Here is a 22,315-nt window from a genome sequence, read left to right as displayed (position 1 = left end):
CCTTGGCCAAACAACGGCGTTGCGCGTCTGTCCGCTTCGTGGAATGAGGTTAGCAGCAATCGCGCAACGAACCCGACCGATTTTTCCCGCCGATGACCCGATCCACAGTTTTTGCGCCGTTCGAGACCATCGAAGGCGACCGCAAGCGGGGTCTGGTTCTGGTCGCCGACCACGCGCGCCGCAATCTTCCCGAGGAGTATGGCGATCTCGGTCTGCCGGCTTCGGAGTTCGACCGCCATATCGCCTACGACATCGGCGTGGAGATGGTCCTGCGCGAGCTTGCCGCGCTGCTCGATGCGCCTGCCGTGTTCGCGACGTTCTCGCGGCTGCTGATCGACCCCAACCGCGGCGAGGACGACCCGACGCTCATTCGCCAGCTTTATGACGGCACCATCGTGCCGGCGAACTATCCGATGTCGGACGAGGAGCGGGAGAGGCGGCTCGACCTGTTCTACCGCCCCTATCATGACGCCGTCGGCGCCATGGTGGCCTCGGTCGCGGGGGCGAGCGGGGCGGCGCCCTTCGTCTTTTCGGTTCATTCCTTCACCCCGACCATGCAGGGTCATATCCGTCCGTGGCATGTCGGCCTGTTGTGGGACCTTGACGACCGGGCGGCGCGGCCGCTGATCGATGGGCTGGCGGCGGACGGCAGCCTGACGGTCGGGGACAATGAGCCCTATGACGGTGCGCTGCGCGGCGACACGATGTTCCGGCACGCCGTCGTCAATGGTTACGCGCACGCGCTCATCGAAATCCGGCAGGACCTGATCGCCACCCAGCAGAGCGCGCTCGCCTGGGCGCGGAGATTGGCGCCGATCGTTGACGCGGTGAATCGCCGTTCCGATATACATGAGGTGAGACGGTTCGGTTCGCGCACCGGCCCGCTGTGACGGAGCAAGGTTCATGACCAGTTTGAGCGAAGAGCAGAAACGCGATCTGGAAGCGGCTGCTTTCCGCCGGCTGGTCGAGCATCTGCGCCAGCGCACCGATGTGCAGAATATCGACCTGATGAACCTCGCCGGCTTCTGCCGCAACTGCCTGTCGACCTGGTACGGCGAAGCGGCGGCGGCGCAAGGCATCGATCTTTCGAAGGAGGACACGCGCGAAATCGTCTACGGCATGCCCTATGCCGAATGGCAGGCGCGGTATCAGACGGAGGCGTCTGAGGCGCAGAAAGCCGGTTTCGAGACCAATCGCCCGAAGGATCCCTGAATAACGGACGACCCTCGATCTGGTCCAAGAGTTGTGACATCCGTCGTCTTGACTGGCAATTGAATCGATCTAATTTGCCGACCAATTCGATTTAACCGCCGGATCCCTCATGCCTGCATCAACCCCCCTGCAATCCGCAGCCCAGCAATCCGCTTTTCGCGGCCGTTGGGCCGTGGCGGCGATGTTCTTCATCAACGGCTTCCTGACCGGCAGCTGGGCGCCGCAGATTCCGGTGTTTTTGGCGCGGCTCGAGATCAGCAAATTCACCCTCGGCCTGCTGATCCTGGTCTTCGGCATCGGAGCGCTGACCTTCATGCCACTGTCGGGCTACCTGATGTCGAAGCACGGGTCGCGCGCCGTCCTGCGCGGCTTCGCGGCGGTCTGCGTCTTCGGCCTGCTTCTGGTGGCGCTGGCGTCCAACGTGCCGCTGGCGGCGGCGGCGATGTTCCTGTTCGGCGGGCTGATCGGCGGCATGGACGTGGCCATGAACGCCAATGCGGTCGCCGTCGAACGCCGGCTCTCCAGGGCGGTCATGTCCTCCTCGCACGGTTTCTGGAGCCTTGGCGGCTTTGCCGGCGGCGGTATCGGCGGTTTCTTCATCCAGAAGTTCGGCCACCTCGCCCATGCGGGCACCGTCACAATCGTCGCCGCGGTGATCCTGGTGGCGGCGGCGCGCTACTTGGTCACCGACCCGACGCCGCAGGCGCAGGAACATCACAAATTCACCCTGCCGAGAAACCCGGCGGTCTATCTGGTCGGCATCATGGCGCTGTTCTCGATGGTGCCGGAAGGGGCGGTGCTCGACTGGGCGGCGCTCTACCTGCAGCAGGAGCTCGGCAGCAATCTCGCCACGGCGGGCCTCGCGTTTGCGCTTTTCTCCGGGGCGATGGCGCTGATGCGCTTTGCCGGCGACGGTGTCCGCAACCGCTTCGGCGCGGTGCGCACCTTGCGGGTGTCCAGCCTGATCGCCGCCGGCGGCATGCTGGTTGCCGGGCTATCACCCTGGCCTTGGCTGGTCATCGCCGCCTTCGCCATCACCGGTCTCGGCATCGCCAACATGGTGCCGATCGCCTTTTCGGCCGGCGGCAACCAGCCGGGCATGGCGTCGGGCACCGGCATGAGCGTGGTGACGACAATAGGTTACTGCGGCATCCTGATGGCGCCCTCCGCCATCGGTTTCGTCGCGGAACATACCGGCTTCTCGCCGGTTTTCGTCGCGCTGTCCGGCCTGCTGGTGATCGTCTGCCTGATGTCGGAACTGGCCCGCTCCGCCGATTTCGCACCTCAACCGGCCGCATAAAGCTTCAGTTCCTCGAAGAGGAAATCGGCGACGCGGCGCAGGCGCACACTGGTGCGCACGTCGCGGTGCATGGCGAGCCAGACCGGCAGGACCGGCAGCGGCATATCCGGCAGCACGATTTCGATCAGCGGGTCGCGGCGGGCGAGCGGCTCCTGCCCGATGCCGACGCCGTTGCCGGCGCGCACCGCCTCCCACAGCACGATCTGGTTGTCGGTGCGAAAGCGGAAGGAATCGCGCGTCACCGCCACGCCGATCTGGTTCAAGCCACGGATGATATCGTCGCCACGGTCGAAGCCGATGAGATGGTGGCCGAGGAGGTCGGCGGGCTGGAGCGGCCGGCCGTGGCGTTCCAGATATGATGTGGCAGCGCAGGCCCGCAGTTCGATGTCGGTGACCTTGCGCGCCACCAGTTCGTTCTGCGCAGGCCGCACCATGCGGATGGCGATGTCGGCATCGCGGCGCAGCAGGTTCTCGATCTGGTTGGAGGCGACGATCTCGACCGCGATGCCCGGTTCCTCGACGCCGAGCCGCGCCATGATCGGCGGCAGCACATAGGCTGCCACGACTTCCGATGCGGCGATGCGGACCGTGCCTTCGATCGCCTCGACCGAGCCCAGCGCCAAAAGCGAAAATGCCGTGGCGTGCTCGTTCACGGCCTTGCCGCGTTCATAAAGAGCGAGACCGGCCTCGGTCAGGGCGTAGCCGCGCCGGCCGCGCCGGAACAGCGTCACGCCCAGCGCCTGCTCGAGATCGGCGACATGGCGGCCGAGCGTCGGCTGGCTCAGGGCCACACGGCGCGCCGCCGCCGACAGGCTGCCGGTCTCGGCTACGGCGACAAAGCTTCGGATCAGGTTCCAGTCGAAATCAGCCATATATTCAAATATGAATAACAAGAAGACGGTTTTGGAGAATATCCATTCGCATTCGATACGACCATATCTGTGCTCCCAACGCAACATGGAGCAAAGACATGACCAGCATTGCAGTTCTCGGCGCGAGCGGACGGCTTGGCCGCGCCGTGGCAAAGGCCTTTCTCGACGCCGGCTACGATGTCGGCGGCGTGACCCGGAGCGGCAAGCTTCCGGCTGAACTCGCAGGCGTGACTGCCATCACGGCCGACGCGCTGGATCGGGAGGCGCTGACCCAGACAACGCAAGGGTTCGACATCGTCTTCAACGGGCTCAGCCCGGTTTATTCGGACTGGAGCAGCGTGCTGCCGATGGCGGAAAACGTCATGGCGGCCTGCGCGGTCAACGGTGCGGTGCATCTGTTTCCGGGCACCGTCTATAATTACGGCTCGCCCATCCCCGCCGTACTGACCGAAGAGACGCCGCAGCATCCGACGACGGAGAAGGGGCGCATCCGCGTCGCCATGGAAACGCTTTTCCGCAGCGAAGCCGAAGCCGGCCGCGTCCGCACCGTGCTGCTGCGGGCCGGCGATTTCTTCGGCGGCAAGGGGACCGGTTCATGGTTCGACCTGGTGACGGCCTCGAAAGTTGAAAAGGGCGTCTACACCGCCGCCGGACCGGTGGACCTTGTCCATGAGTGGGTCTATCTGCCGGATTTCGCCCGCGGGTTCGTGATGCTGGCGCAGAACCTGGACAGGATGGGTGCCTATGAGGCGCTGCATCTACCCGGCCATGCCGTGACCGAACTGGAGATGAAGGCGGCGGTCGAGAAGACGATGGTCCGGCCGCTCAAGTTGGCCTCGATGCCATGGTGGGTGCTCCGCGCCGGCAGCCCGTTCGTGCCGATGTGGCGCGCCATCGTGTCGATGTCCTATCTGCGGTTCGAGGCGCACCGGCTTGCGTCGGACCGCCTGGCAAGCCTCATCGGCGAAATCCCCCGAACACCCCTGGATCAGGCGGCGCGGGAAGCGCTGCGTGATCTTGCGCTGTTGCCGGTGGAATCGCAGGCAGCCTGACAGCAAAAAAGTGGCGGATGCCGGCAAGCATCCGCCGCTCGAGTACTCGGGAAATGGGTCAGATCCGGCCCATGAGAAGCAGGATCAGCACCACGACCAGAATCACGCCGACGATACCGGACGGGCCATAGCCCCAGCTGCGCGAATAAGGCCAGCTTGGAACGGCGCCAATGAGGATAAGAACCAAAATAATGATGAGAAGTGTACTAAGCGTCATGACAAGCCCTCGCTTGGGAATGTTGCAATGACACAACAATGCGAAAAGGCCGTCCGGGGTTCCCGGACGGCCTTTTTGCGTTGTTAGCCAGATCCCTATTCGGCGGCCTTGGGGTAGGCCACATCCGTTTCGGTTGAGAGCTGAGGCTCGGCTTCGCTCGACACCTTGCCCTTGCCGCGCTTGAACAGGCGGCGGAAGAAAGCGTGGACCTTGCTGTCGTTGCTGCGCGTGAAGATCATCAGCATGGACGGCGTCACGATCAGCGTCAGAACGGTGGCGAAGGACAGGCCGAAGACGATCGCCGAGGACAACGCGATCCACCACTGCGTCGACGGCGCGTTGATCGTCGTCTCGCGGTGGAAGATTTCCAGGCCCAGTCCGAAGGCGATCGGCAGCACGCCGAGAATGGCCGACAACGCCGTCAGCACCACCGGCCGCGCACGTTCGCGGCAGGTCTGCAGCACGGCTTCGAGCTTGTCCCAGCCTTCCTCGCGCAACCGGTCGTAGGTATCGATCAGCACGATGTTGTTGTTCACCACGACGCCGGCCAGCGCGATGAAGCCGATGCCGGACATGACGATGACGAAGGTCTGGCCCGTCAGCAGCATGCCGAGCAGGGCGCCGACGATGGCCATGACGACGCAGGTCAGCACCAGGAACACGCTGGTGAACTTGTTGAACTGCGCCAGCAGCACGATGCAGATCAGGAACATCGCCGCGCCGAAGGCCTTGGCCAGGAACGCGCCCGCCTCGGCGCTGTCCTCGTTGGAGCCGGCCAGTTTCCAGTCGATGCCCGGCTGCGCCATCTCGCCGACGACCTTGGTGACGGCGGCCTGGACCTCGGCGACCTGAAAGCCGCTGGCGACATTCGCCTGGATGGTGATGGTACGCTTGCCGTCGATGCGGTTGAGGATGCCGACCGTCTGTTCGGGACTCCGCGTGACGAAGTTCGAGATCGGCACCGAGCCTTCGGCGGTTTCGACGCGAAGCTCGTCAAGCGACGACAGCGTGCGGCGATCCTCTGGCAGGCGCAGCCTGATATCGACGGCGTCGTCGGCGCCCGGCGGACGATAGTCGGTCAGCTTCAGGCCCGTCGTGACCAGCTGCACGACCGTGCCGACCGCCGTCGGCGACACATTGTACTGGGCGGCCTTGGCGCGATCGACGACGAGGTTCCAGTCGACGCCCGGTGGCGGCAAGCCGTCGGTCATGTCGATGACTCCCGGAACCTTGGCGACCGCCCCGGCGACCTTTTTCGCGTAATCGTTAAGGCCGGTGGGATCCGTCGCCGAAAGCTCGACCTGGATTGCCTTGCCTGTCGGCGGTCCCGCATCCGGTACGCGGACCTCGACGTCGACGCCGGGAATGCCGGCCATCGCCTTGCGCAGATCGTCGAGGATGGCGTGCGCCGGCTTACGCTGACGCCAATCGACGAACTCGTAGTTGATGACACCGATGACGTCTTCGGGAATGTCCTGGCCGCCGCGCGTCTTGCCGACCTTGGTCAGCACGGATTTGAGGCCGGGCCAGCCGAGCATCCTCTGTTCGGCGATGGTGGTGGCGGTATCCATCTCCTTCAGCGACAGGTTGCCGCGCGCATGGACGTAGAGAAGGCCGTAGTCAGGCTCGACCGCCGGGAAGAACTCGACGCCATTGCCGAATTTCACATAGGCGAACATGCCGCCGCCAAGCAGGGCGATGGTCAGCACCACGGCGGTAATCGGGAAATGCACCGCCTTTTTGACGATACCCATGTACAGTCCGTCGCGATGCTTTTCTTCATGCTTCGGCGCCTTGCCGATGATCGCGCCGATCGACGGCGCGAAGATCAACGCATAAGCCATCGACGCCGCGAGCGTGACGATGAGCGTGATCGGCAGATACTTCATGAAGTCGCCGACGATCCCCGGCCAGAACAGCAGCGGCGAAAAGGCCGCGATACGGGTAAGCGTCGCCGCGATCACCGGGCCGGCCATGCGCTTGGCCGCCTCCTCGAAGGCCTGGACCTTGTTCATGCCTTCCGCCATGCGGCGCTCGGCATATTCGGTCACGATGATCGCGTCATCGACCAGCATGCCGACCGCGAGGATCAGCGAGAAAAGCACGATCATGTTGATCGTGTAGCCCATCAGCGCCAGCAGCAGGATGCCCATCAGGAACGACGACGGGATGGCGAGGCCGATCAGCAGGGAAGCGCGGCCCGACAAGGCGTACAGGATGACGATGAAAACCAGGATGACCGCGATCATCACATGGTTCTGCAGGTCGTTGAGAAGCTGGTTGACGAAGGTCGACTTGTCCTGGGTGTAGGTCAGTTTCAGATCGGGAAGGGTCGCCTTGTTCTGGGCGACGAATTCCTCCGCCACCTTCTTCGCACCTTCGATCGTCTCGACCACATTGGCGCCGATGCGCTTTTTCACCGCGATGGTGATGGCGGTCTTGCCGTCGATGCGCGAGATCGTTTCCGCATCCTTGAAGGTCGAGCGGACGGTTGCGAGGTCGCGCACCTTGACGACGGCATTGGGTCCAGCCACGACGGGCAGGTTGGCGACATCTTCCGGGGTCTCGATCAAAGCCGGCACCTTGACCGCGTACTTGCCTTCCGCGCCTTCGATGGCGCCAGCTGCGACGAGGCTGTTCGACTGGCCGATGCCCTGGATCATCTGGTCGAGGCGCAGCCCGTATGAGGCAAGCCGCATCGGGTCGATGATGGCCTCGACCAGTTCGTCGCGTGAGCCCTGGATTTCGCCTTCCAGGACGCCCGGAACTTCCTCGATGCGGTCGCGCAGCGTCTTGGCCGCGGTGGTGAGCGCGCGCTCCGGCATGTCGCCCGACAGCGAGATGAAGATCACCGGGAATTCGGACAGATTGACCTCGTTGACGGTCGGCTCCTCGACGCCGCTCGGCAGATCGCGCTTGGCGTCCTGCACCTTGTTGCGGGTGTCGATCAGCGCGTCGCCGAGATCGATCGACGGGTCGAACTCGACGATGACATTGGCGCCGCCCTGATAGGCGTTGGACTTCATCTCCTTGAGCCCCTTGAGGCTCTTGAGCTGCGATTCGACCGGTCGCAACAAAAGACGTTCGGCGTCTTCCGGCGAGATGCCCTGATAGACGAGGCTCACATACATGATCGGAATGGCGACGTCGGGTTCGGCTTCCTTCGGCACGCTCTTGTAAGCGACAGCGCCGGCAATGATCAGGAAGACGAGGACCGACAATGTCAATCGCGCATTGTTGATCGCAAGCTTGACGATATCCATGGTTTGACCTGCAGTTCGTTCGGCGTCCCGGAGGACTAGTTTGTCGATGCCCCGGCGTCTTCCAACAGCTTCTTGAGCGCGGCAGGATCAGCATCGACGGCGTCGACCTGAATGCCTTCCGTGACCAGATCCTGCCCCTGTACGATTACCTTCGCACCGGCGGGAATGCCGGCCAGCACCAGGCCCTGCGGCGTGTCGTCGACCAGATCGATCGGATAGAAGACGACCTTGTTGTCCTTATCGACGGCGCGGATGCCGAGATCGCCCTTGTCACCGAGGGTGACGACGGAGCGCGGCAGAACGACCGCGTCGGTCGGCTGGGCGGCCAGCGTTATCTCGGCGGTCATGCCGGCTGGAATGGCGCCGTCGGCATTCGGAATGGCGATCTCGATGCGGAAGGTGCGTGTAGCCGACGACGCATCGCGGCTGATGTAGCGCACCGTGCCCTCGACATTGTTGCCGCTGACCAGCCGGACATTCGCCTTGTCACCGGTCTTGAGATAGCGGAGGTCGCGTTCGCTGACCTCGCCGCGCGCGATGACAGGATCGAGGCTGAGCACGGTGGCGACTTCGCCGCCCTGCATGACGGCGCTGCCGAGTTCCACGGGAACACGATCGACGATGCCATCGAAGGGCGCTTTCACTTCGTTGCGGGCGAGGTCCTGTTCGGTGGCGTCGAGCTGTGATTCAGCCGCGGCCATGGCCGAGCGCGCCGTATCGAGCTGGAGCTTTGGAATATTGCCCGTCTGCGCCAGCCGTTCGGCGGCCTTGAGCTCGGCGCGGCGCTGCACCAGCACCTGCTGGGCATTGGCCACGGCGGACTGCTTTTCCTCGGCGGCAAGCGCAAGGATCAGGTCGCCGGCCTTGATGCGCTGGCCCTGCTTGACCGGCAGTTTCTCGATGACGCCGCCGACACGCGTGGCAAGCACCGCGCGCTTGTCTGCTTCCGTCAGGCCCGAGATGCGAATGGCGCGGGCATGTTCGCTGCGCGGCGGCACGACGACGCCGACCTTGCGCAACGGCGCCTTCTCCGGCTCGGCGGCGTTCTGCTGCGCGGCCGGCTTGACAGCATTGTCCGTCTTTTCGGCATCGCTGTTGGTGGCGCTGCCGACCGAAGAGAATTCTCCGGTGGCGACCCAGGCCGCGAAGGCGATGAGCACGACAATAGCTGCGAGCTTGTGAAACTTGAAATTCCGCATGTTCTCTAATCCAGCGTGCGATGACCGGTCAGCACCGTTAAGGTCTGGCGCCGCCGCATATGGGGTTCGGCTGGGCCTTGTTCAAATTGCCGTGATCGGCGGGGTTCTTCTACGCGATAGTTGCACTGCAAAACAGTCAGAAAAGTTGATAAGGCTAATCAATTGCCGGACATGGAGCGCCGGCTTTCGACCATGCCTCTATTGCCTGGTAGGTCTCTTCGGCGGAGCCTGGCGCGGGCTCCCGACCGGGGCCGGGCGCCCATCCCCAGCCGACCAGCTTGTCGTCGCGCACATGCACCGCGATTTCGGCCAATGTGCGGCCGCCATTGCGGGCCGGGTCCTTGACCTGGGCGCAAATCTCGGCGGACGATTTGTCAAACCAGACCATTTCAGCCGGCGCCAGATGCCAGTTTGGCGCCCCCGGAGGGCCATGCAAGATGTTGGAATTGCTGGAGAAATGGCATGTCGTGCAGCGCAGGCCCGGATTGCCGAAGCCGGAACCATCGGTGCCGCGTTGGACATTGAAGGCATGAACGCGGGTTGCGCCATAATGCGCGCCGGACCAGCGCGGACGGTCGTCCTCGACATGGCAATTGGCGCAGCGCGGATGCGAAAAAACCTCGTAGACCTTTTGCCATTGCGGCAGTCCGGCGGCCGTGTCCACCGCCAGGGCAGGCGGCGGCGCGGCCTCTTGTGCAGGTGCGAGATGAACGCTCGCAGCCAACATGGCAGCAGGCGTCAGGATGATGAGAAACCGTCTCATGCGAAGCGCACCTCCCTGGACAGGGGCAGACTTCTCAGGCGCTTTCCGGTCAGTGCAAAAATGGCGTTTGCGAGCGCCGGCGCTGCCGGCGGCGTGGCGATTTCGCCGACGCCGCCCATGCGGTGATAGTTCTCCAGGATCGCAACTTCGAATTGCGGGCACTGGAAGATGCGCATGCAGTCGAAATCATGGAAATTCGATTGTTCAACCGCGCCGTCGGTGAAAGTGATTTCCTGATTGACGGCGGCGGACAGGCCATAGACCGCGGCCGAGACGAGCTGCGCCTCGATGATGCCGGGATCGAGCGCAGTGCCGACATCGGCGGCGATCCAGACCTTCTCGATGCGGATGCCGGCGGGCGTGTCGGCGACCTGCACGACCTCCGCCACCCAGCTGCCGAAGGATTGCGTGAAGGCGACGCCCTTGGCTCTGCCGGCCGGCAGCGGTTCACTCCATTTCGAAATTTCGGCGACCTTCTCGATGACCTTCACGGCGGCGGGGTAGGCGGCCATCAGCTTGCGGCGCAACTCGACAGGGTCGGTCTTGCCGGCGATGGCGATCTCGTCGAGGAAACCCTCGTGGAAGAAGCCGTTGACGGAATTGCCGACCGAGCGCCAGAAGCCGATTGGAATATCGATGGGCGCGGCAATGGCGGTGACGCGGTAATCCGGCACGGTATAGGGCTGGTTGTAGGCGCCGTCGACAATGGTCTTGTCCGGGCCGAGCGCCGGGATGGACGGGTACAGACGCCGCAGAACGCTGGCCATGATCGACGGCGAGGCGATCTTCATGTCGATCGCCACCGGCAGGCCGTCATCGCCGAGGCGCGCCTGGAATTTGCCGAGCGCAGCCGGCCGATAAGTGTCGTGGCGCGTGTCCTCCTCGCGCGTCCATGTGACCTTGACGGGTCGTCCTTCCGTTTCCCTGGCCATCAGCGCGGCGCAGAGCGCGTAGTCCATCTCGATGCGCCGCCCGAAGCCGCCGCCGAGATAGGCGGTGTGGACGACGACCCTGTCCTGATCGACGCCGACAGCCGCGGCGCATTGCTCGCGCACCAGCGTTGGCGACTGGTTGCCGCACCAGATTTCCAGCGCGCCGTCCCTCAGCTGCGCCGTCGCGTTCATCGGCTCCATGGTGGCGTGGGCGAGATACGGCACGAAATAGTCGGCCTCGACGATCTTCTCGCGCGGCGCATCGGCGAAAGCGGTATCGACATCGCCGTCGTCGCGCATGGCCGAACCGCCGTTCGAGGCGAGGGCATCGGCCAGGGTTTTCGCGATCGCGGCGCTATCGGCTGGATAGGCGGCCTTGCCCCACTCGACCTCGATCGCTTCAGCCGCCTTGAAGGCGGCCCAGGTATTTTGCGCGATGACGCCGAAGCCGTGGCCGTATGTCGTCTCCAGCGGCACGATCTTGACCACGCCCGGCATTTTTTCGGCTTTGGAGAGGTCAGTCCTTATAGGCGCCGCGCCGAAGCGCGGGCTGAACTTGACGGTGCCGTACAGCATCTCCGGCAGCCTCACATCGATGCCGAAGACCGGCGCGCCGGTGACCTTGGCCAGCATGTCGACGCGCTTTTGCGGTTTGCCGAGCAACTTCCAGTCCTTTTTCTCCTTCAAGGCGACTTCGGACGGCGGCGACCTCGCAGCAGCCTCGGCAGCCAGTTCGCCATAGGTCAATGTGCGGCCTGACTGCCGGTGCAGGACCTTGCCGTCCGCTGTTTCAAGCTCGCCGGCCGGCACGCCAAGCCGTTGCGCGGCGGCGGCGACGAGCATGAAGCGGGCTGCGGCGCCCGCCTGGCGCATCTTGTCCCACCCGTCGCGTATGGACGAGGAACCGCCGGTGCCCTGCAGGCCGAGGAACTTGCCCACCACGCCCATGCCGTTGCGCGTGGCTTCCGCCAGCGTGCTCTCGTCGAAGAAGGCGAACGGACCGCCCTCTTCCAGGATGGCGGCGTTGTAATAGGCTTTCGAAGTCGGGCCGTGCTCCACCCGCACCTGTTCCAGCGTCACGTCCAGTTCCTCGGCGACAAGGGCGGCGAGGGTGGTCGAGACGCCTTGTCCCATTTCCTCGCGGGGCGCGATGATGGTGATGGTGTTGTCCGGTGCGATCTTCACATAGGGATTGAAGGTCGCCTCGCCGGCCGCGAGCTGGTCGTCAAGCGGATTGGCGTAGGGCTTGCGGTAATAGTAGTAGCCGACGGCCACGCCGCCGGCGACGGCGGCAGCGCCAATCAGGAAGGCGCGGCGGGCGATCTTGCCGATGCTGGCCATCTCAGGCCCCCGCCGTCTTCAGCGCGGCTGCCCGCTTGATGGCGGCGCGGATCTTCGGGTAGGTGCCGCAACGGCACAGATTGCCGCCCATGGCGTTGTCGATGTCGGCATCCGTCGGGCTCGGGACCTCGTCCAGCAGCGCCACGGCGCTCATGATCTGTCCGGCCTGGCAGTAGCCGCATTGCGCCACCTGCTCCTCCAGCCAGGCCTGCTGGACCGGATGCAGCTTTTCGGCGCTGCCGATGCCTTCGATGGTGGTGACGGGCCCATGGACCTCGCCCACCTTCAACACACAGGACCGGACGGGCGAACCATCGACATGCACGGTGCAGGCGCCGCAGGCGGCGATGCCGCAGCCGAACTTGGGACCGGTCTTGCCGGCAAGGTCGCGCAATGCCCACAGCAACGGCATTTCGGGATCTGCGTCGATATCGATCGATTGTCCGTCGACGGTTAGGCGCACGGGGATACCCTCGTTGTCGTCCATGCAGTTCGGAAGCCGCCGGCTCATCGCCAACTTCTGGACATCTTGACAAAGTTCGTCATTTTGTCAACAAGCTGTTTTGAAGGAAGAGCCGTGACCGCAATCGAAGACATTGCAGGAGACCCGAAACGCGCCCGTGTGCTGGATGGGGCGTTCAAGACCTTCCTGACCTATGGCTTCGCCAGGACCACGATGGACGACATCGCCAAGGCGGCGGACATGTCGCGGCCGGCGCTCTATCTGCTGTTCAAGAACAAGACCGACATCTACCGCGCCACCGCCATGATGCTGCTCGGACGTTCGGCCGAGTCGGCAAAGGCGGCGCTTCAGCGCGAGGGCACCTTCGCGCAACGGGCGATGAATGCGATCGAAGTGGGGCTGATCGGCATGATGCAGGAAATCGGCGATTCTCCACACGGCGCTGAACTCCTGGACATGAAATCGATCGTCGCCGATATCGCCCTGTGCTGGCGCGACCAGCTGGCCGGCCATATCGCGGACGCCATAGACGAGGAAGCCGCCCGCAGCCGTATCGATCTGGCGGCCAAGAGCTTTTCCGCGCCTCAGCTCGCCGACATCCTGCTCGATGGGCTGGAAGGCATGAAGTCGCGCATCAGCAATGTGGAAGAGAAGCGTCAGGCGGTCGCCGCTTTGGTCAAGGTCATCGACCTCGCGCTTCACGCCTGACGGCGCACCGCCGCGGGCTTGCGCCGGGTCGCCAAAAATTCGCGGACGCGGTTGCCGGCCTTCGGTGTGCGCACCGGGCCTTGCACGGGCTTGTATCCGTCGTCGAGTTCACCGGAGAGATCGAGCGTGGCGCTTTTGCCAACCGCTTCGTAGTTCGTTTCCAGCCAGTCGCTGGCGGCGGTGCGGCCGAGGTCGCACAGATATTCGAGGAACGCCCATTCGGCGTTGACCTTGGACGACGCCGACAAATCCTTGAAGGCGTCATCGGCATCGATGCGGTGCATGCGGATGTCTCTGTATTCGCCGTGCGGCAGGCGGTCCGCGGCGATCAGTTCCTTGACAAAGGCTATGGAGCGGAATTCGCGCAGCAGGCCGGCGTTGAAGGTGATCTCATCGACGCGATTCTGGATTTCGTTGGCGGTCTTCGGCGTGCCTTCGCGCACGACAGGGTTGATCTGGACCAGCAGGACGTCGTCGCTCTCGGCTGCCTTGAAAAACGGAAACAACGCCGGATTTCCGCCATAGCCGCCATCCCAATAGGGCACGCCGTCGATCTCGACGGCGCGGAATATCTGCGGCAGGCAGGCCGAGGCCATTACCGTATCGAGGTCGATCTCGCCATCGGAAAAGACGCGCAGCTGGCCGGTCTCGACATTGGTCGCCGAGATAAAGAGCTGCATCGATTTGCAGGCGCGCACATTGCGGAAGTCGATCTCGTGCGCCACCGCTTCCGCCAGTGGATTAAGGCCGAGCGGGTTCGCGACATAGGGTGAGAATACCCGCGACATGGTGTCGAACCAGACATAACCCGGCGTGTTCTCGATCGACCAGTTGCCCCACAGAACATCCCAGGGCGCGCGCTGCACAGGGCTGAAGCGGCCCTTGCGCGCCACGGAGCGCCACAGCGCTTCCAGCCTTTCGCGAGCGCCTTCGGTTCCACCGCGCACGAAGCCGTCGGCGAGCGCCACAGCATTCATGGCGCCGGCGCTGGTGCCGGAAATCGCGGCGATCTCCAACCTGCCATCCTCCAGCAGCCGGTCGAGCACGCCCCAGGAAAAGGCGCCGTGCGAGCCGCCGCCCTGCAGGGCGACGTTGATCTTCTTTTTCTCCTCCGCCTTGCCGTTGTCGGCCATGGCGTCGTCCTTTCGATTGGTTTTCAGATGTGGACTGGGTGGCTTGCCTATTGCGCCACCCAGCCGCCATCGACCGAGATATGCGCGCCGTTTATCTGCGCGGCGGCGTCTGAACACAGGAAGACAGTGGTCGCCGCGACCTGCTCGACGCTGACGAATTCGCGCGTCGGCTGCTTTTCCAGCATCACTTCGCGGATGACCGTCTCACGATCCATGTTGTGCGCCTTCATCTGGTCGGGAATCTGCGCTTCGACCAGCGGCGTCAGCACGTAGCCGGGGCAGATGGCGTTGCAGGTGATCTTCTCCCGCGCCAATTCCAGCGCCACCGTCTTGGTCAGGCCCATGATGCCATGCTTGGCCGCCACATAAGCGGACTTGAACGGCGATGCGACCAACCCGTGCGCCGAGGCGATGTTGACGATGCGGCCGCCGCCGGCGTTCTTCATCAGCGGTATGGCGGCGGCGATCGTGTGGAAGGCCGAGGACAGGTTGATGGCGATGATGGCGTCCCACTTTTCAGCCGGGAAGTCCTGGACCGGCGCAACATGCTGGATGCCGGCATTGTTGACGAGAATGTCGACCGATCCGAAGGCCTGCGCCGTCTTTTCGACGAGCGCGCGGCATTCCGCACCCTTCGACATATCCGCCTTCACATAGAGCGCCCTGACACCGTGTTTTGCCGCAATTGTCGCGGCGACCTTGTGGTCGGCAGGCGTGTCGGAAAAGGAATTGACGACGACATTGCAGCCCGCGGCCGCCAACGCCTCGGCAATCGCCTTGCCTATGCCGGAGGTGGAGCCGGTGACGATTGCTGTCTTGCGCGGTGTCGGGTCTGTCATGACGGGGTTCCAGGATGAGGGCCGAGCGATGTTGCAGTGCAATATATGGCGGGTTGACGACGAGACAAATAGCGCGAAACGTGACGCTGGGGAAAGTGCGCTACCGACGAAGGCAGGGTTCGGGATCACGCGATCGTGCCGCCGAATCGTCGAATCGTCGTTTCCGGAACGAAAAAACTTGATCTGGACGTTCATGTATTGCTACGGCCATTGCGACAAGCCGGACAAGCAAGGAGACGACCATGAGATTTGCATTTTCCACCTGGGCAGCGGCGGCGGCGCTTGCCGTGAGTTCGCTCACGGGACCTGCTGTTGCGCAGGATGCCGGCGAGATCGTCGTCTACAACGCCCAGCACGAAAGCCTGGCCAAGGAATGGGCTGAAGGCTTTACCAGGGAAACCGGTATCAAGGTGACGCTGCGCAACGGGTCCGACAGCGAATTCTCGAACCAGATCGTCGCCGAGGGCGCGTCCTCGCCCGCCGATGTCTTCCTGACGGAGAACTCGCCCGCCATGGTGCTGGTGGAGACCGCCGGACTGTTCGCGCCGGTCGACGCCGACACGCTGGCGCTGATCCCCGACGAATATCGTCCGTCCAGCGGCAAGTGGACCGGTATCGCCGCCCGCAGCACCGTCTTTGTCTACAACAAGGAAAAGCTGCCGGCCGACAAGCTGCCGAAGTCGATGCTGGAGCTTGCGGATCCGAGCTGGAAGGGGCGCTGGGCGGCATCGCCTTCGGGCGCCGACTTCCAGGCGATCGTCAGCGCGCTGCTTGAGCTGAGAGGCGAAGAGGCGACGGCGAACTGGCTGAAGGGCATGAAGGAAAACTTCACCGCCTATCGCGGCAACGGCACGGTGATGAAGGCGGTCAATGCCGGCGAGATCGAAGGCGGCATCATCTATCATTATTACTATTTCGGCGATCAGGCGAAGACCGGCGAGAACAGCAAGAACGTCGACCTGCACTACTTCAAGAACCAGGATCCGGGAGCGTTCGTTTCGGTCTCCGGCGGCGGTGTGCTGGCGTCGAGCAAGCATCCCAAGGAAGCGCAGGCTTTCCTCAAGTGGATCGCCGGCAAGGGCGGGCAGGACATCCTCCAGAATGGCACGTCCTATGAGTATGTGGTTGGCAAGGACGCGCAGTCCAACGCCAAGCTGGTGCCCTTGGCCGATCTGCAGGCGCCAAAAGTCGAGGCTTCGGCGCTCAATTCCAAGAAGGTCACCGATCTGATGACGGCGGCCGGCTTGCTTTAGTTGGCGCAGGTTCTAAAAGGGCAGCGATCCGGCTCCCGCGGTGTCCGCGGGAGCCTTCGTTTGCCACATGGCGTCTGACGATGTTTTCGAGCAGCTTTACCCCCAGCCGTGTCCGACGCATTGAGGTCCGTCGCTGGGGCGGTCTGCACGCGGCGACGCAGTCATGACATCCGCGGCAGCCTCAGGCGGGGCTTATCGGGGGAGAACCCTGCATCGCCGCCGGTATCCAGTGCGCTGGATTGCCGCCTGCGCCGTACTGGTCTCGGCCTTCGCGCTTCTGCCGATCGTGTTCGTCGCCGTCGCCGCGATCCAGGCGGGGTGGTCGACAGTCGCGGCGCTGGTCTTCAGGCCGCGCGTCGGCGATCTGCTGGTCAACACGCTGCTGCTGGTGATTTTTGCCGTGCCGATATCGGCGTTGCTCTCGATAGCGCTGGCGTGGCTGACCGAGCGCAGCGACCTGCCGGGGGCGCGGTTATGGTCCTGGCTTTCGGTCGCGCCGCTGGCCATTCCGGCCTTCGTCCATAGCTACGCCTGGGTGACGATGGTGCCGGGGCTGCACGGACTGTTCGCCGGCGTGCTGATTTCGATCATCGCGTATTTTCCGTTCCTCTATCTGCCGTTGTCGGCAGCGATGCGCCGGCTTGACCCCGCACTCGAAGACAGTGCAGCGTCGCTGGGGCTGGGGCCGTGGCGGGTGTTCTTCCGGGTGGTGCTGCCGCAGCTGAGGCTGGCGATATGCGGCGGCGCGCTGCTCGTCGGCCTGCATCTGCTGGCCGAGTACGGTCTCTATGTTTTCGTCCGCTTCGACACCTTCACCACGGCCATCGTCGACCAGTTCCAGTCGACCTTCAACGGACCGGCGGCGAACATGCTGGCAGGTGTCCTGGTTGCCTGCTGCCTGGCGCTGCTGGCGGTCGAGGTGCTGGTGCGCGGCGAGGAGCGCTATGCCCGCGTCGGATCGGGCGCGGCGCGGCCATTGCAGCGCGCGCGGCTGGGTTGGCTTGCATTGCCATGCAGCCTGCTGCTGGCCGCCGTGACGTGCCTGTCGCTCGGGGTGCCCTTCTGGACCATAGGCCGCTGGCTTGTCGCCGGCGGCTCGGAAATCTGGCGGCTCGACGAGATCGGCCTCGCGCTTGGCCAGACGCTTTTCCTGGCGGTCGTGGGCGGCTTGCTGGCGACCGCCGCCGCCATACCCATCGCCTGGCTATCGATCCGCTCGCCCGGCCGGCTGCAGCGCATGCTCGAAGGCTGCAACTATGTCGTCGGTTCGCTGCCCGGCGTGGTGGTGGCGCTGGCGCTGGTGACGGTCACCGTGCGTACCTTGCCGTTCTTCTATCAGACCATGGTGACGATCCTGGTCGCGTATGCGCTGATGTTCCTGCCGCGCGCCATCATCAGCCTGCGCGCTTCCATTGCGCAGGCTCCGGTCGAGCTGGAGCGTGCGGCCGGAAGCCTTGGGCGCTCGCCGGCCAAGGCGCTGTGGGCGACGACGATCCGGCTCTCGGCGCCGGGCGCCGCCGCCGGCATCGCGCTTGTGGCGCTCGGCATCATGAACGAGCTGACCGCAACCCAGATGCTGGCGCCAAACGGCACGCGCACGCTGGCGATGGCGTTCTGGAACTACAGCGGCGAAATCGACTACGCGTCGGCTGCGCCCTATGCGGCGATTATGGTGGCGGTCTCGCTGCCGCTCACCTGGTTGCTTTATGTGCAGTCGAAAAGGATGGCCGGGCGATGAGCCTTCTCGAGCTTTCCGGGCTGACAAAACGTTACGGGCCGGTCGCCGCGCTCAACGGCATCGATCTTGCCGTGCAGGCCGGCAGCCGGACTGCGATCGTTGGCCCGTCCGGTTGCGGCAAGACCACGCTTTTGCGATTGATCGCCGGCTTCGAGGCGCCGGACAATGGCCGGATCGCGCTCGACGGGCATACGCTGGCGGACGAGGCCGGCGTGGTGCCGGCGCACCTGCGTGGCATCGGCGTGGTGGCGCAGGACGGGGCGCTGTTCCCGCACCTGACGATCGCGGACAATATCGGCTTTGGCATGCGCAAGGACGAGGACAAGCGGGCCGAGCGCATCAGCGAACTGGCCTACATCGTTGGCCTCGACAAGGCGATCCTGAAGCGCCGTCCCCACCAGCTTTCCGGCGGCCAGCAGCAGCGCGTCGCGCTGGCGCGCGCCATGGCGATGAAGCCGCGCCTGATGTTGCTCGACGAGCCGTTCTCGGCGCTCGATACCGGCCTGCGCGCCTCGATGCGCAAGGCTGTGGCGGAGCTTCTGGAAGGCGCCGGCATCACGACCATTCTGGTCACGCACGATCAGGCGGAGGCGCTTTCCTTCGCCGACCAGGTGGCGGTCATGCGCGACGGCAAGTTCTCGCAAGTGGGAACGCCGCGCGATCTCTATCTGAAACCGGTGAACCGCATGGTGGCCGAATTTCTCGGCGACGCCATCGTGCTGCCGGCGCGCGTTGCCGATGGTTTTGCCGAATGCCAGCTCGGCCGTATTCCGGTCGATGAAAACGGACGCCGCGAGGTCGCCCGCATCATGCTAAGGCCGGAGCAGTTGCTGATCAAGCGGACGACGCGGCAGGGCATGTCAGGCACGCCGGATATGCTGTTCGGCGAGGTGGTGGAATCGGAGTTCGCCGGCGCGACCTGCACGGTGGCGGTGCGGCTCATGAACAATTCCAATCCGCCCGACGCAGCGGCTATCGGCAACACTCCGCTGGTGTTGAAAAAGCCCGGCACTGACGCGCCGGCGGTCGGCGAGATCGTCCGCATCAGCGTTGCCGGCAAGGCGCATGTGTTCGGGTAAGGGTTGACCCGATCGGGTTAGACGCGCTTCCCCGCCTGATCGAACCAGTGCAGCTTTTCGCTTTTGGCGACGATGCGCAGGTCGTCGTCGGGCTTGGCCGTGGCGCGGCCCGAGACGCGCACGACGATGCGGTTTCCGGCGGCGGCGCAGTAGAGAAAGCTTTCCGCGCCGACAGGCTCGACCGCTTCGACCCGCGCGGGAAGCGCGACCGCCCCCTCCGGCCTGTCTGCGTTCATGACGACATCGACATCTTCCGGCCGGAAGCCGAGGGTGACGGCGTTCGCCGGCGCTGCCATGCCGATATCAGTTCCGTCGGCCAGTGTAGCGCCGTTGCCGCTGGCAACGATCGGCAAAAGGTTCATCGGCGGTGCGCCGATGAAGGAGGCGACGAAGGTCGAGGCCGGCTTTTCATAGATGTCGAGCGGCGCGCCCATCTGCTCGACCAGGCCGGCGTTCATGACCACCAGTATGTCGGCCAGCGTCATCGCCTCGAGCTGGTCATGGGTGACGTATACCGAGGTGACGCCAAGCGACCGCTGCAAATTCTTGATTTCGACGCGCATCTGGCCACGCAGCTTTGCGTCGAGGTTGGAAAGCGGCTCGTCGAACAGGAAGACCTTGGGATTGCGGACGATGGCGCGGCCCATGGCGACGCGCTGGCGCTGGCCGCCGGAAAGCTCGCGCGGACGGCGGTCGAGCAGATGCGCAAGCTCCAGCGTCGCGGCCACGTCCTTGACGCGCCTGTCGATTTCGTCCTTCGGCATGCCGCGGTTGCGCAAGCCGTAGGCCATGTTGTCGTAGACCTTCATGTGCGGATAAAGCGCGTAATTCTGGAACACCATGGCGATGTCGCGCTCGGTCGGGCCGATTTCGTTGACCACCTTGCCGTCGATCGAAACGGTGCCGGAGGAGATGGTCTCCAGCCCGGCGATCATCCGCAAGAGGGTGGACTTGCCACAACCGGAGGGACCGACCAGCACGCACAGCGCCTTGTCGGGGATGGCGATGGTGACGCCTTTGACGGCCTTGACCGCTCCGCCATAGACCTTTTCCACATCCTTGAGATCGACAGTCGCCATCAGGTTCTCACTTTTCGGAATCGACGAGGCCGCGCACGAACCAGCGCTGCATCAGCACCACCACGAGGATCGGCGGCACGATGGCGAGCATGGCGGTGACCATGACGAGGTGCCACTGGGTGTCGGCGTCGGCGAAGGACACCATCTTCCTCAGCGCGATGACGATGGTGTTCATATCGTTGCGGTTGGTGACCAGAAGCGGCCACAGATACTGCGTCCAGCCATAGATGAAGAGGATGACGAAGAGCGCGGCGATGTTGGTGCGCGACAGCGGCAAAAGGATATCGAAGAAGAACCGCCACGGACCAGCGCCATCGACGCGGGCCGCCTCGACCAGTTCACCCGGAATGGTCATGAAGAACTGCCGGAACAGCAGCGTCGCGGTCGCCGAGGCGATGAGCGGGATGATGAGCCCGGCATAGGTGTCGATCAGGCCGAAGTCGACCATGACCTTGTAGGTCGGCAGGATGCGGACCTCAACCGGCAGCATCAGCGTGATGAAGATCAGCCAGAAAAACGTCATCCGGAACGGAAAGCGGAAGAAGACGATCGCGTAGGCCGACAGGATGGAAATGATGATCTTGCCGACCGCGATGCCCACCGCGACGATCGTGGTATTGAGCAGCAGCGTGCCGACGCCGACACCGCCGATGCGGCCGATGCCCCCGAACAGCGCTTCCGTGTAGTTGCGCAGGAACTCGCCACCGGGCAGCAGCGGCAGCGGTGGCCGCAGGATCGTCTGCAGCGTGTGGGTCGAGGCGACGAAGGTGTAGTAGATCGGGAACGCCACGATCAATATGCCGACGATCAGCACGGCATGAGCGATCAAGGTGCGGACGGGAGATTGGCCGATCATCGTGCAGCCTCAACCATAATGCACCTTCTTCTCCACATAGCGGAACTGGATGGCGGTGAGGGCGATGACGATGACCATCAGGATGACCGACTGGGCTGCGGACGAGCCGAGGATCAGGTTGACGAAGCCGTCATTGTAGACCTTGTAGACCAGCGTTTCGGTCGACTTGCCGGGGCCACCGCCGGTGACGGCGTGAACGATGCCGAACGTGTCGAAGAAGGCGTAGGTCGTGTTGATGACGAGCAGGAAGAACGTCGTCGGCGCGAGCAGCGGGAAGACGATAGTCCAGAAGCGCTTGGTTTCGCCGGCGCCATCTATGGCGGCCGCCTCGATAAGCGTTTTCGGGATCGCCTGCAGACCGGCGACGAAAAAGAGGAAATTGTAGCTGATCTGTTTCCAGGCCGCGGCGATTACCAGAAGGATCATCGCATGGTTGCCGTTCAGCACCGGGTCCCACGGAATGCCGGCCCGGCGCAGGAGAACCGCCAGGCTGCCGATGGAGGGGTTGAACAGGAACAGGAACAGCATGCCGGCGATGGCGGGGGCCACCGCATAGGGCCAGATCATCAGGGTGCGGTAGAAGCCTTTGCCGCGCACGACCTTGTCGGCCATGACCGCCAGCAGCAGCGCAACGCACATTGCCACCGCCGCCGTCGCCACGGAAAAGACGATCGTGACCTTGATGGAGTTGAGATAGCTGGGGTCGGAGAGGACGCGCTTGAAATTGTCGAACCAGACGAATTTCGATCTGAGGCCGAAGGGGTCTTCCTTCAACATGGATTGGTAAAGCGCCTGCCCCGCCGGCCAGTAGAAAAAGATCAGCGTGATGGCGAGCTGCGGCGCCACCAGAAGGTAAGGCAGGAACTTGTTCGGAAAGACGACGCGGGGGGTCATGCTGGCGCCTTACCCTCCCCCGTGTGGGGAGGGTCGATGAGCAATTGAAGCGGAGCGGAAATTGCGAAGCGGGGTGGGGGTGAACAGGTCAAATCCATCTTCCGGCAGATCATGTTCTGGCC

Annotated in this window: 20 protein-coding genes; 8 read left to right on the top strand and 12 right to left on the bottom strand. The window is 64.0% G+C overall.

The window, feature by feature from the left end:
• Positions 1-92: 92 nt before the first annotated feature.
• From ASD44_RS12485 to ASD44_RS12475, 3 genes are all read left to right on the top strand, one after another.
• Positions 93-890, top strand: coding sequence for an N-formylglutamate amidohydrolase (locus ASD44_RS12485; RefSeq protein WP_056112374.1), 798 nt, complete (start codon positions 93-95; stop codon positions 888-890).
• Between the two features lie 13 nt (positions 891-903).
• Positions 904-1,212 carry a DUF1244 domain-containing protein gene (locus tag ASD44_RS12480; RefSeq protein WP_056112371.1) on the top strand — a complete coding sequence of 103 codons (309 nt, stop codon included), beginning with the start codon at positions 904-906 and terminating at the stop codon, positions 1,210-1,212.
• A 109-nt stretch (positions 1,213-1,321) separates the two neighbouring features.
• On the top strand, positions 1,322-2,512 hold the full coding sequence (locus tag ASD44_RS12475) for an MFS transporter (RefSeq protein ID WP_056112369.1): 1,191 nt from the start codon (positions 1,322-1,324) through the stop codon (positions 2,510-2,512).
• Here ASD44_RS12475 and ASD44_RS12470 read toward each other — a convergent pair.
• Positions 2,497-3,384, bottom strand: a complete 888-nt coding sequence (locus tag ASD44_RS12470) for a LysR family transcriptional regulator (RefSeq protein WP_056112366.1) — start codon at positions 3,382-3,384, stop codon at positions 2,497-2,499. The genes ASD44_RS12475 and ASD44_RS12470 overlap by 16 nt on opposite strands.
• A gap of 98 nt (positions 3,385-3,482) precedes the next feature.
• Here ASD44_RS12470 and ASD44_RS12465 point away from each other — a divergent pair, with 98 nt between their 5' ends.
• The gene (locus ASD44_RS12465; RefSeq protein ID WP_056112363.1) at positions 3,483-4,436 is read left to right on the top strand and encodes an NAD-dependent epimerase/dehydratase family protein; all 954 of its coding nucleotides are present in this window, start codon (positions 3,483-3,485) and stop codon (positions 4,434-4,436) included.
• A 58-nt stretch (positions 4,437-4,494) separates the two neighbouring features.
• Here ASD44_RS12465 and ASD44_RS18190 read toward each other — a convergent pair whose 3' ends face one another.
• The 6 genes from ASD44_RS18190 to ASD44_RS12440 all read right to left on the bottom strand — a co-directional run bounded on the left by ASD44_RS18190 (position 4,495) and on the right by ASD44_RS12440 (position 12,614).
• The gene (locus ASD44_RS18190) at positions 4,495-4,653 is read right to left on the bottom strand and encodes a DUF3309 family protein (protein ID WP_082542463.1); all 159 of its coding nucleotides are present in this window, start codon (positions 4,651-4,653) and stop codon (positions 4,495-4,497) included.
• A gap of 95 nt (positions 4,654-4,748) precedes the next feature.
• Positions 4,749-7,916, bottom strand: coding sequence for an efflux RND transporter permease subunit (locus ASD44_RS12460; RefSeq protein ID WP_056112360.1), 3,168 nt, complete (start codon positions 7,914-7,916; stop codon positions 4,749-4,751).
• 35 nt (positions 7,917-7,951) lie between these two features.
• Positions 7,952-9,115 carry an efflux RND transporter periplasmic adaptor subunit gene (locus ASD44_RS12455; protein WP_082542462.1) on the bottom strand — a complete coding sequence of 388 codons (1,164 nt, stop codon included), beginning with the start codon at positions 9,113-9,115 and terminating at the stop codon, positions 7,952-7,954.
• 154 nt (positions 9,116-9,269) lie between these two features.
• Positions 9,270-9,878 carry a hypothetical protein gene (locus ASD44_RS12450; RefSeq protein WP_056112357.1) on the bottom strand — a complete coding sequence of 203 codons (609 nt, stop codon included), beginning with the start codon at positions 9,876-9,878 and terminating at the stop codon, positions 9,270-9,272.
• Entirely contained in the window at positions 9,875-12,151 is a 2,277-nt protein-coding gene (locus ASD44_RS12445) for a xanthine dehydrogenase family protein molybdopterin-binding subunit (RefSeq protein ID WP_056112352.1), read from the bottom strand. The genes ASD44_RS12450 and ASD44_RS12445 overlap by 4 nt, the downstream gene beginning before the upstream one ends.
• A 1-nt stretch (position 12,152) precedes the next feature.
• Positions 12,153-12,614 carry a (2Fe-2S)-binding protein gene (locus ASD44_RS12440; protein WP_056116054.1) on the bottom strand — a complete coding sequence of 154 codons (462 nt, stop codon included), beginning with the start codon at positions 12,612-12,614 and terminating at the stop codon, positions 12,153-12,155.
• A gap of 114 nt (positions 12,615-12,728) precedes the next feature.
• Between ASD44_RS12440 and ASD44_RS12435 the strand changes: the two genes are divergently transcribed.
• Entirely contained in the window at positions 12,729-13,322 is a 594-nt protein-coding gene (locus ASD44_RS12435) for a TetR/AcrR family transcriptional regulator (RefSeq protein ID WP_056112350.1), read from the top strand.
• Here the strand turns inward: ASD44_RS12435 and ASD44_RS12430 are convergent.
• Complete coding sequence (locus ASD44_RS12430; protein ID WP_056112347.1) at positions 13,313-14,455, bottom strand: patatin-like phospholipase family protein; 1,143 nt, start codon at positions 14,453-14,455, stop codon at positions 13,313-13,315. The two genes, ASD44_RS12435 and ASD44_RS12430, sit on opposite strands and share 10 nt — an antisense overlap.
• A 47-nt stretch (positions 14,456-14,502) precedes the next feature.
• Positions 14,503-15,294 carry a 3-hydroxybutyrate dehydrogenase gene (locus ASD44_RS12425; protein WP_056112343.1) on the bottom strand — a complete coding sequence of 264 codons (792 nt, stop codon included), beginning with the start codon at positions 15,292-15,294 and terminating at the stop codon, positions 14,503-14,505.
• 242 nt (positions 15,295-15,536) lie between these two features.
• Here ASD44_RS12425 and ASD44_RS12420 point away from each other — a divergent pair, with 242 nt between their 5' ends.
• The 3 genes from ASD44_RS12420 (at position 15,537) to ASD44_RS12410 (ending at position 19,364) form a co-directional block, all read left to right on the top strand.
• Entirely contained in the window at positions 15,537-16,547 is a 1,011-nt protein-coding gene (locus ASD44_RS12420; protein ID WP_056112341.1) for an iron ABC transporter substrate-binding protein, read from the top strand.
• A gap of 163 nt (positions 16,548-16,710) precedes the next feature.
• A complete protein-coding gene (locus tag ASD44_RS12415) occupies positions 16,711-18,285 on the top strand; it encodes an iron ABC transporter permease (protein ID WP_082542461.1) in 1,575 nt (524 codons plus the stop codon).
• Positions 18,282-19,364, top strand: a complete 1,083-nt coding sequence (locus tag ASD44_RS12410) for an ABC transporter ATP-binding protein (protein WP_056112336.1) — start codon at positions 18,282-18,284, stop codon at positions 19,362-19,364. Before ASD44_RS12415 ends, ASD44_RS12410 begins: the two co-directional genes overlap by 4 nt.
• 17 nt (positions 19,365-19,381) lie before the next feature.
• Here ASD44_RS12410 and ugpC read toward each other — a convergent pair whose 3' ends face one another.
• Genes ugpC through ugpA form a run of 3 tightly spaced genes read right to left on the bottom strand, consistent with a single transcriptional unit; the run spans position 19,382 to position 22,193 of the window.
• On the bottom strand, positions 19,382-20,443 hold the full coding sequence (ugpC, locus tag ASD44_RS12405; RefSeq protein WP_056112332.1) for a sn-glycerol-3-phosphate ABC transporter ATP-binding protein UgpC: 1,062 nt from the start codon (positions 20,441-20,443) through the stop codon (positions 19,382-19,384).
• Between the two features lie 7 nt (positions 20,444-20,450).
• On the bottom strand, positions 20,451-21,299 hold the full coding sequence (gene ugpE, locus ASD44_RS12400; protein WP_056112330.1) for a sn-glycerol-3-phosphate ABC transporter permease UgpE: 849 nt from the start codon (positions 21,297-21,299) through the stop codon (positions 20,451-20,453).
• A gap of 9 nt (positions 21,300-21,308) precedes the next feature.
• Entirely contained in the window at positions 21,309-22,193 is an 885-nt protein-coding gene (gene ugpA, locus ASD44_RS12395) for a sn-glycerol-3-phosphate ABC transporter permease UgpA (protein WP_056112327.1), read from the bottom strand.
• Positions 22,194-22,315: the final 122 nt, after the last annotated feature.

The organism is Mesorhizobium sp. Root554, assembly GCF_001427025.1.
Lineage (GTDB): Bacteria > Pseudomonadota > Alphaproteobacteria > Rhizobiales > Rhizobiaceae > Mesorhizobium.
Note: the sequence above shows the minus strand (reverse complement) of the source record. Positions and strands in the feature narration are given on the sequence as shown.